Origin of the sequence: Parabacteroides goldsteinii (genome assembly GCF_020091425.1) — a bacterium.
Taxonomy (GTDB): domain Bacteria; phylum Bacteroidota; class Bacteroidia; order Bacteroidales; family Tannerellaceae; genus Parabacteroides; species Parabacteroides goldsteinii.
The window spans coordinates 5,788,809-5,800,130 of record NZ_CP081906.1 but is presented as its reverse complement, the minus strand read 5'-3'; the positions used below and the strand labels follow the sequence as shown (position 1 = coordinate 5,800,130).

Below are 11,322 nucleotides of genomic sequence, written 5' to 3'. Positions count from 1 at the left end.
ATCAGGGTAACGAAATGGTTAACTGTTCACCTTTATAGACGGCAGAAGTTTCTTTTCCTGCCGGATATTCAGGTGTCACAAAGATAACCTTTATGTTCCGTTCTGCCGCCATTTCGGGGAAAGAACCGGAACGGTCACCGATCGTTAATTCCTTACCGGACTCTTTATAAGAAAGCGGTATGGTACTGTACTCTCCTTTCTCGTAAGCGTAGGTAATTCCATTATCCTCATACAAGGAGAAAGAAGCATCCGTCCCGGTATACACATACACCGTCAGGTCTTTCTGTTGCTCGGCTGTCGACTGTATCAACTTTCCAGTTGGAATGATAGAACCGCCACGCACAAACAATGGCATTTGTTCATAAGGCGCAGACACTGTGCCGGAAGTTCCTCCGGAAATGCTCTTGCCCGTATAATAGTCATACCAGGTTCCGGCAGGGAAATAGACTTCCCGGTCACGTTTCTTATACTGATGAACCGGACAAGCCATAAAAGCAGGACCGAACATAAACTGATCGTCGATATTATAGGTATTCTTATCATCTGCATAATCCATTACTAGAGCACGCATAATCGTGTAGTCGTTGAAATAAGTCATACCAGCCAGGCTGTAGATATAAGGCATCAGACGGTAACGCAGTTCGGTATAATATTTCATGGACTTATACGTCAGTGTTCCTTCGGGAGCTATATTGTATATTTCGCGGCACGGATACTGACCGTGACTGCGGAATAACGGGCAGAACGCTCCGAACTGATACCAACGGGTATTCAATTCGCGCCATTCGTTCAGGTCTTCACTGCCCTCTTTCGCATGTTCATACCGTTTTTCTACACAGAAACCACCGATATCCATCGTCCAGTAAGGAACACCCGACATGGCAAAGTTCAGTCCCGCACTGATCTGGGCTTTCATATCTTCCCAACGGGTACCGATATCGCCGCTCCAGGTTGCCGTCGAATAACGTTGCTGTCCGGCAAACCCCGAACGGGTCAGCAGGAAGACACGGTTATCCGGATTCACACCACGCTGTCCGTCGTAGATAGCTTCCGCATTCATCAGCGCATAAGCATTAAAATATTTGGTAGAAGGTCCCAGATAAGTCGGTCCGCACAGTTTCTTGCGATACTCCATATCCGTATTATCCTGTACGTTCGGTTCGGAAGCATCCATCCACCAGGCATCGACACCCAGGCTGTAGAGATGTTCGTTCATCTGATCCCAGAACAGTTTGCGGGCTTCCGGGTTATAGGCATCATAGAAAGAGCCGATATATCCCGGATAGATCCAATCGCGGATGCTGTCTTTAATCGCTTGCTGATACATCGCTCCGAGTTGGTCCAGTTCCTTATAATGCTCTGTCGTCGCATAGAATTTAGGCCATACGGAGATCATGAAACGGGCATCCTTATCGTGTATCTCCTTAATCATACCTGCCGGATCGGGGAAACGTTCCTTATCGAACTCATGGCTTCCCCAGGCATCCTCCGGCCAGTAGCTCCAGTCCTGAACGATCACGTCCAACGGAACCTGCCGCCGGCGGTATTCATCCAGTGCCGTGAGCAATTCTTCCTGTGTCTTATAACGTTCGCGGCTTAACCAATAGCCCATTGCCCATTTAGGCATGACCTGGCTTTTACCTGTCACGGTGCGGTAGCCGCTGATTACGTCATCCATGTTTTTACCGTTGATGAAGTAATAGTCGATCTGGTCGCCCATTTCGCTCCAGAAAGCCAAACGGTTCTGTTCGGCTTCGGGCAACGGACTCAGCACCTTCAATCCCAAATAAGAGACACCGCCATCCGGAAGCCATTCGATCCGGATCGGATAACGTTTCCCTTTTTCCAGACGGACTTTGGTTTTATAATCGTTCGGGTTCCAGGCTGTACGCCAGCGTTCGGCGACCACTTCTCTCCCATCGATAAAGACTTTCGTATATCCGGCATAATGTAGTTTGAAATGATGTACACCACTTTCTGTAGGTTCTATCTCTCCTTCCCAGGTGGCATAAGCCTCATTGGATGGAAATTTCTCCGGGAAATTCTTGATCGTTACCAGATCTTCATAATTGATTTTGTCCTCTTTTCGGATCAAAGGTTGTACCGAAGAGGTCCGATCCTTATAATAAGTTGCAGTCAATGCCCCCGCCTGTCCTTCCTTATCATACAGTTTAAAGACATCGGCCAGTTCCGCATAAGGGCGTTTATCCCCGAAACGACTCAGGGAATAATTATGCCAGAGTATTCCATACCCTTTGGTGGAAACGATAAAAGGAACGCTTACTTTCGTATTGTACTGGAACAGTTCTTCGTTTTTTCCTTTATAATTGAACTCGTCGCTCTGATGTTGCCCCAGACCGTACAATCCTTCCTCTTCGTCATTTTCAAAAACCTGACGGAACGAATAGCCATTGGTTCCTTCCACCCGTACCGGGGTGAATTCTTTCCCACCTCCATTCTGTTCACGGAGGATCAGGTTCCCTGCTTTATCCGTGAACCAGACTTCACCTGTTCTCTGTAATAGACGAGCCTGTAAAGTAGCTGTTCCAAGCGTGATGGTATCTCCGCTCCGGGTGATCTCAAACGTAGGGACAGGTAGCTGACGCGTATCTTTGATCAGATTTGCACTTTCTTCAAATATGCCTGTTGGCGATGCCATCACCCGGATTACATCGTCGGTAATCACTTCCAGCTTAACGGCTTTAGTCTCGCCGGAAGTAATCGGGACGATTATCCCGTTCTCTGTCTGTCGGACAGCATCCGAATGGCAGGCAGAGAACAACAGCGTTCCGAAAGTAAGACATACAATCGCTTGTTTCATATTCTTTCTTATTAGTCTGTCACTTTAAATTTCACTTTTCCTTCCAGGCCGTCGGCTTTCACCTGATGCCCCTTTACAGAGACAGTCAACGGATGAAGCTGATTGTCGGACGGCAGGCACACCAAACCGGTTGCTTCGGAAGCATCGGCGGCATATACCTTCAGTTCAATCTGGCTCCAATCCATTTCTCCGGTATTCTGCGCCAGTTTGATATGAGGAAGCACAGAGCCGTCGCGTACCAGAATAACCGCCTGTACCGTTCCGAACAGGATCGTATGCCAGCCACCTGTGTAGACTTTTCCGGTCTGGTAATCAATCCATTTCCCCTCCGGAAGATAGACATCGCGTTCCATACCGCTCTCCATCATCGGAGCAACCAGCATCTGACTACCGAACAGATATTCATCTTCAACCAACCATGCACCGGCATCATGCGGGTATTCCACAAAGAGAGCACGCATCATCGGAAGACCTTTCTCCGTACATTCTTTTGCCTGTGCATAGATATACGGCATCAGTTTATACTTCAATTCCGCATTCTGGCGGAAAGCTTTCAGGAAACCTTCATTATACAGCCAGGGTTCTGTAGGAGGTGCACCGTGTGCACGGGTGTGGGAGCATAGGAATCCCAGCGGCAACCAGCGGCGATAGAGTTCTTCCGGAGTAGATGTTACAAAACCTCCGATATCATGGCTCCAGAAAGAGAATCCGCTCAAACCGAACGACAGACCGCCACGCAATGTTCCCAGCATACCCATATCTGTATTCTCGGCATCACCGCCCCAATGCAACGGGTAACGCTGTGAGCCTGCCCAGGCACTACGCGCCCAGATAATATTTTCGCCATGTACTTCATTGATAATATCGGCAACAGCCTTGTTGTACCTCAACGGATAAAGATTATGCTCATAAAACCCGCTCTTACCGGAAGCATAGATGCCATTGAACGGAGCAGCTTCACCGAAATCGACCTTGATAGCACCTACCCCCATCTTGATCAGGTTGGCCAGTTTGTCCTGGTACCACTTAACCGTATTCGGATTGGAGAAATCCAATACAACATCTTCATAAGGAAGTTCTCCTTTACCATTCTTCACATACAGGTCCTTTTCAATCAGCTCGCTAAAGAAACGGTTCTTCGGCGTGAAATAAGGCAACTGCCACAAACAAGTATGGAAGCCTTTATTTTTCAGATCATCCAGCATCAGTTGCGGATCGGAGAAGCGGTTCGGAGCAAACTGGTAATCGCACTGCCAGTCGGTTTCAAACCAGCCGGTATCAAAGTGAATCACATCGGAGGGGATCTTATGCTTACGCAGGTTTTCTGCTACGTCGTATCCGTCTTTCTGGGAGAAATAAGTGATGCGGCTCATCCAGGTTCCGAACGACCACAGAGGCGGCATTCCCGGCTTACCCACAATCTCCGTATATTCATTCAGAATATCTTTCGGTTCTCCGAAGAAAACGAAAAAGTCCATTGTCTCATCCCCCATGAACAGCTTATTAACATTGATATTGGTCGCACCAAAGTCGCAGGTCACCGGGGCGGAGGTATGCATGAACATTCCATAGCCGCGGTTACTCATAAAGAAGGGGATAGGTTTATATTGCTGGTCGGTTTCAGGTCCCTGGGGGTCGGTTACAAACAGGTGTACTCTCTGTCCCACTTTATTCAGAGGGCCGAAAGACTCACCGCAACCGAAAATCTTTTCGTTCGGAGCCAGCGAGAATACAGGATTAATGCTCCGGCTATTATCCGACCCACGTTTGATAAAATTGAACGGGACAACCTTAGCCTGAGTCGAGTCGTTATCATGCAATGTACGGGTCTGCGTCATGACCTTGCCATTCGCATCACGCAAAACGATACGCCAGGGGTTCTTTTCGATGGTTATACTACCGTTGGCATTTGCATATGTCACGGCATTCCCCGTTTCTGTTCCCTTCCAGGAGCTGTCTTTGCCCGGTTCTTTGGCAAGCATCAGGGATGTTTCATCCTTCGGTTCCACCGGTGTCGTTAACATCCGGACGCGGACCGTGCGGGGAGAGACAAAGTCGATAGAAAATCTTAATTCGGGATCATTTACATAAGCTGTAAAAGGGAAATCCTGCATTTTCAGCGGTACAGGCAATACGGTATTTGTATTGAACGCCTGGCGGCTTTCCAGCGTGTACCGTTTCCATCGAACGGTACCGCTGGCTTTTGCCACATCAAATGATGACAATTCATCTGCAAAGAAAAAGATGTTGGTGAAGTCACCGAAATCGGTGCTCATATCTCTCGCCTGGTTCATCAGATACTGTGAACCCGAATTAATCTGAAGCTGTGCCTGCGACTGTCCGGAAAGTCCTCCCAGGGCAGCGAGGGTCAATGCTAGAAATAGATTCTTATTTTTCATATGTAAATAAATTGCGCTCCCTATCTCAAGAGAGCCGTTTAAACCATTAATAAATTGATTTTTTTAGAGTTCAGACAAAACAAAAGAGAGCACTTGTATAGATACAAATGCGGTTGGCTATTATCTTTGGGCATTTTATAATTTTACAACAGCTAAGAAAAAAAATTTCATACACGCGTTAAAGGACTCGCAGTCTTGACCGCTTAGCAGTTGAGATCAGTTTCATGAGCGACCTCTTGCTGTTTCTTACGACAACAAGCCAGTAAAAATCGACCTTCTCTATGTTTTTAACCTACTTCTGGGATTGGACCATCATCACGGCTGATTTTAACTTTATAGCCAAGTGCTTCCAGCTCTTTCTTCAAGTAATTTTTCCGTTTCTGCTCCATCCTTTGGTTGAGATATTCCGCACCGAGTTCCTTATACTCACAAGCCTCTTTCAGTACATGCCATACCGATTTCAGGATCGAGTGTCCTACTGCTACTAAAGCCCTCTTTTTCCCTCGACGGGCGGCTAAACGGTGATAACGTGCACTGTAAAAGGTGTTCTTGGTACGGGTGGCTGCCCACGCAGCCTCCGTGATTACGGCTTTCAACTGTTTGTTGCCATGGGTGGTTCTACCACTTTTTTTTTACCTGCGCTCTCGTTATTGCCAGGACAGACACCGGCCCACGAAGCCAGGTGCTTTTCGGTTGGAAAGGCTTCCATATCCACACCTATCTCTGCTATCAGGTCTTCAACCGTTTTCCGGCTAAGTCCGGGGATCTTCTGCAAGAGTTCCATCACATTCTCATAAGGAGATAAAACCTCTTTTATACGGCAGGTAAGGTCAGCTATGATGGCTTTCGTCTGTTCCATATCTTTACGGATGGTCTGCAACATATAGATGTGATGCGGTTCTATAAAGCCTTCACAAGCCTGATAAAGAAGTTCCGGACTGGCTTCAAGTTTTTTATGATAGATGCAAGTTATGTCATCCATTGTTACATGACCCTTATCGATCAACATATCTATCAGCTTGTTCGCCACGACTCCGTCCAGGCTGCACACCACGCTGGAAAGTTTGATGTTACAATCTTCCAGGATACGAACAATACGGTTTTTCTCAGAAGATACATGCTGGATCAACTTGTTACGGTAACGGGTTAAATCACGAAGCTCACGTTGTTCACGCTCCGGGATATAACTCGGTTTCAACAAACCTGCTAAAAGCAGTTTGCAAATCCAGGCACTATCCTTTTTATCCGTTTTGTGCCCGGGAACATACTTGATGTGCCGTGCGTTCACGATCCAGACTTTCATATCAGGACATTCAAGAATCTTATAGACCGGCTTCCAGTAAACACCGGTACTTTCCATGGCTACATGCGTAATGCCACTGGATAATAACCATTCTTTTAATTCTGTCAAAGAACTACTGAAGGTCTTGTAACTGCGGGTTTCAGTTTTGAGACCTTCGCCACTTATCGTAGCAACTACCATGTCCTTGTGGACATCTATTCCACAACCCCGGAGGATGACTTGTTCAAAAGGTACTGTTTTCATTGCATTCGTTTTTTCGAGTGAATGACACTAAAGTAAACAATACCCCCCTATTTACATGCTCTTGGACGAAATTTATTTCATGGATGTTTCATGATTTATCTTGTTTAATATTTAAATACACGGTATGAATGAGGCATAAGCGTCAGGCGGAAGGACTGGTTCTTTTCCTCTTTTTGGTAATGACGAACTCTCTTGGATGAAGTTTCTTCACTCACTGGAATCACAACGGAATCGTCGACGATATCAGTCAGTTGCTTTACTCCTTCATCTGTGATCACCCGGATTGTGACAGGCTCATCATTGAATGATTCTACAATGAATGTCCCGTTATCATAAAGAAACAGGCTCACTTTGGACGGTGCCTCGATATGTATAGGCAGATCCTGGCTCATTACCCGGCGGAATATATTCAGTACGCCTTCGGGAAGATCGTATAGATTTCCCATATCGTCCGGAATAGTGATCACATACAAACTACCTTTCGAATAAAGAGCCCGAAGTAACATCGGATATCCACTGACACCACCTTCGAGAGGACGTCCGGCACTTGCCAGCTCCCAGGCATCGTTTGTCTGGTAACGAACCTGAGGGATCAACAGGTCCCGACCGGATTTACCTAAAGGCCCGAAATCATTCACCAACGCTTTCAGATCCGAACAACGCAATTCTGCAATCTCGGCGATCTGTTCCGGTATAGCTTTCAACAGGCTGCTGGTAATCACTATATCTCCGCCTTTCTGCAACTGGGCTTTCATCTTCGGAAGCAGTGCCGGATCATATTTAGCCTGTTCAGTCAGCAAAACGACTTGCTGATCTGTCGGAAATTCGGGAAACATATCCATCGGCAAGCCGATCATTCCCAGATAATTCGGAAGAAAGTCATCCCCCAGCGAATGATAAGGTTTGTAAGACTTGATCCCGACCGGCTTCCCGAGTTTATGGACAAACTTGTCTATTTGTTCGAAAGTCATACCGGCTGCACGGGCGATCGTGGTTGGCTGCACCTGCTGTCCGTCGGCTAATCTGACCGGTTTCATCATGTCATCGTAACTGAAACAGGTTTCCTGTCCCTGCCAGGAAGTACGGTGTTCCGGCCTGATCTTTACATCCAACAGTTGGTTATAGGCGAAAAGGATCATTTCAGGAGCTTTGGCGAACATGGTCAGCCAAAGTTGTTCTGCATATCGGTCCATCCCCAGTTCGGAACCACCGGCATCCACCCAACCACCTCCGTTATGACCGGGGCGCAGATTCTCATAATACCGGATCACATTATAGCTCAGATAATTCTGCAAATGCTGTGCATTACCCGGATCACGGGTTTCCGTTCCGGTCCATACACCGTCAAACAATCGGGGACCGTTTTCAAGGTCGAAACCCAATCCTTGGAAATGATCGTACCAGTTCGGATATTTGATAATCACCTTTACATTCGGATTGACTTTCTTTGCCGGTTTCAGAACCAGGGTCTGACTGGCTTCAGTCATCAGTTTAGTGCGGTAGTCGCTCCAGTTCTGACTGCCTTTGGCCTTGATTTCGATATCCGATTTACAGCTGGTAAAGAAGAAATCATCCAGGATAAAGTCATCGAAATGCCGGGCTGTATGTTCGGCTATCTCCTGTACCATCTTCCGATGTTCGGGATCAGAATAACAGAAGGTCTCGAAGTTATTCGCTTCATTGATTGTATAGGTGATACCGCCACCCACTTCGATTCCCCGGTCGAGGAAATACTTCTTTGCCTGTTCCAGGGTTTCATCGGGAACGATCAACAGGTCACGGTGCGTCTCCAGATAGATTTTATCGACCTTTACCTGTTGAAAGATTACACGCCAGGTGGAATCCAACCACGCAAGATCCTTCATCTTTTCTACCTCATAAGCACGGGTGTAAACCGACACTTTGAAGCTCCGGTAATTACCGGCAAAAACAGAAGAGGAGATCAGCCATACTGACAGAAGATAATATATTCGTTTCATATCCTTTGAAATAAATGCGTTCTACAATATTATTTATCATTCAGTATCTTCCGGGCAGCCAATACCATGTACATAAAATAAGAAGCTTCGCCCCCCATACAATACTCACCTTCCTGCCAGATAAACGGATACGGCACCAGTTCCGGCAGGTCGGGGCGGATCAGGACTGTTCCCGGAATAACTCCACCCGGTATATAAGAGCCGTCGGCGCGATTCACCCCATAAGCCACTGTGGCCGAATTCGCTCCGATACCGGAAGCAAAAGAGACCGTGTTACTTCCCGGATGGCAGCCCAGGATAAAGTTGATTGCATTGAAAATATAGTCAGGCGTGAACAGATCAGGATAAGCATCCTGCAGGAAGCAGTAATAATAGCCCAGTGTCTGCACATCCCAGGAACCGGAACTCAGGTTTCCACGATCTTCGGGTACACCGTACGGAGTCTGCAACTTCATTTTCTCATACTGGTCACGAACGGTAACCAACGCTTTACGCATAGACTGCGAGAATTTCTTATCATTCACTGCTTTATCGAAACGGCCGATAAACCATCCGAGACGATCGATGTGCTGAACGATATACTCCTGTTCGGCCAGCACATATTCCTTATAGGAATTATCGCCGGTTGTCAGATACAGTTCGACTGCCGCATGTATTTTAGCCCCTTTGGTCCGCCCATCAGTCCGGGTGATCCGGTACAGTTCTTTCGCAGCATCCAATGCCTGTGTACTCAATGTATCGTTAAAGTTTTTCAAAACCCGGGAGATTGCTGACAACTGGGCAGCAGTCGTCAGTTCGCGATACGGGTTATCCTCTGTGAATACCCAACGATCGTCTTCATTTCCAGTCACATTGTCGGTGTGGGCACTGGCATCTCCCAAATGGACATACTGGCGGACACTGTTACAGATAATCCCGCGGTAAAGACGTCCGAGAGCACGATAACCTGCCACAACGGTCAATGCACCGTTCTCCACCTGCTGCAACAAGTCCGGTTTGCCGTCCGGCTGATGGATCTCGGTAACCCTTTTATGATGGTCGATCGTTGTCGCGTCGTAATCGATACCGAAATGTTCATACGCTAATGCCAGGATATAAGCCTCTCCTGCCTGTGACTCCACGCGGAGGTCATAGTCACCGGCATCATGCCAGCCGCCGATGGTCAGACCGGGTACGATATCACCCGGCTGGTATTGTGTCAGTGTAGACGGCCCTGAAGAATATCCGTCGATATGGCTCAGGTTCACAGGAGCCATACGGGCATCATCCATATGACAAAGGTCATGCCAGACACGATATTTTTCGTTTACCCGCATATGACACATCTGGATCGGCAGGAAGTACTCCAGTTCCGGCTGCCAGACGCCACGTTCATAAATGTCTTCAGCAATACGGAATACAGGAGAAACGGATTCACCGTAACGAACCTGATACAAACCTTCTTCCCGAATAGACGAAAAGTCGAAACGGAGATAGTTGTACCGCAAGAATTTACCCCATTCCTGTGCCGGTCTGTCCAGAATAAGTTCCTCACCCGCATCCGTAATTTTATAAAGAGCCGGTTCACCGATCTGCTTATCACGGCTATCCAGTTCGATCACAGCTATCTTCGGTTGATCTGGATGGTAACCAACCTGCGAGGTCTGTACTACAGGCGTATACAGCCAATCTTTTACTACATTCGGAGTGATTACCCACTTGATCGCGTTCCTGGATACACCCGCCGGTATCTCTGTCCGCAGAACAAACCAGCCGTTGTTATGATTCATACGTCCGTCATAAAGGATCAAGTCTCCGATTTCTGAACGGACCGTCACTTTGTTGTAAGGATCAGCCGGATTCATGGTGAATTTCTTACCACGGGCATAAGGGGCGGCTATAATATCGTCGGCAATCATCGGGTTGTAGGTTCCGTCGCCCAAAAGATGTTTCAGGTCGACCTTTCCTTCCGGGTTAAAGTTGCCGAGCCATTGGGTATTTGATTCGCAGGAGATTGTCGGACCATTCGCCTGTGGAGGGAAAATACCCGCCTTGTGATCCATGATCCAGGGTTTTCCCAGAAGGGAACCCGGGTAAAGCTCGAGGTTAAAACCTATTTTTCCTTCATATTTCTGAGGGACCGGGGTATCCAAGTCGACTGTTACGACGACATCGTCACCTTCTCCGGCTACACGGACCGTATACTGGAATACAAAATCCGGATAAAGGGTCGGGTTAAAACCTGTCATGTGTCTGGACGAATCGGGATAACTTAACGTAACGGTTATGCTGTTGTCCCCCTCATTCACCTGGCGGCTCCGCAGAACGGGAAGCGGTTGCCATTGGCCCTGTGAGGCCTCCAGGCGGATATCACCACTGGTGGCTACACGGTTGTTGTTCATAATAATGGTCACGCCGGTTTGTTTGCCCTCCGGATAGACATCGCTGAAAGCCATTACATCTACACCTTCATTACGAAGATAACCGGCCGGATCAAGTTTGAATTCCTGCGCCTGAAGAGGGTGGAACTGTATCAATGCCAATAAGCCGATGCTTGTCAATATGTTCTTCATGATATATATTCTTTTATATGTTGGT

6 protein-coding genes are annotated in these 11,322 nt (G+C 47.4%); all 6 read right to left on the bottom strand.

Going from position 1 to position 11,322, the window contains the following annotated elements:
* Position 1: 1 nt before the first annotated feature.
* On the bottom strand, positions 2–2,821 hold the full coding sequence (locus K6V26_RS23840) for a TIM-barrel domain-containing protein (RefSeq protein ID WP_224264070.1): 2,820 nt from the start codon (positions 2,819–2,821) through the stop codon (positions 2–4).
* 11 nt (positions 2,822–2,832) lie between these two features.
* Complete coding sequence (locus K6V26_RS23835; protein ID WP_394373106.1) at positions 2,833–5,220, bottom strand: glycoside hydrolase family 31 protein; 2,388 nt, start codon at positions 5,218–5,220, stop codon at positions 2,833–2,835.
* Between the two features lie 287 nt (positions 5,221–5,507).
* Positions 5,508–5,816, bottom strand: a complete 309-nt coding sequence (locus tag K6V26_RS23830; protein ID WP_007657317.1) for a hypothetical protein — start codon at positions 5,814–5,816, stop codon at positions 5,508–5,510.
* On the bottom strand, positions 5,813–6,766 hold the full coding sequence (locus K6V26_RS23825; RefSeq protein WP_010800681.1) for an IS110 family RNA-guided transposase: 954 nt from the start codon (positions 6,764–6,766) through the stop codon (positions 5,813–5,815). The genes K6V26_RS23830 and K6V26_RS23825 overlap by 4 nt, the downstream gene beginning before the upstream one ends.
* A gap of 104 nt (positions 6,767–6,870) precedes the next feature.
* Positions 6,871–8,745, bottom strand: coding sequence for a hypothetical protein (locus K6V26_RS23820; protein WP_224264069.1), 1,875 nt, complete (start codon positions 8,743–8,745; stop codon positions 6,871–6,873).
* Between the two features lie 29 nt (positions 8,746–8,774).
* Complete coding sequence (locus K6V26_RS23815; RefSeq protein ID WP_224264068.1) at positions 8,775–11,297, bottom strand: glycoside hydrolase family 9 protein; 2,523 nt, start codon at positions 11,295–11,297, stop codon at positions 8,775–8,777.
* Positions 11,298–11,322: the final 25 nt, after the last annotated feature.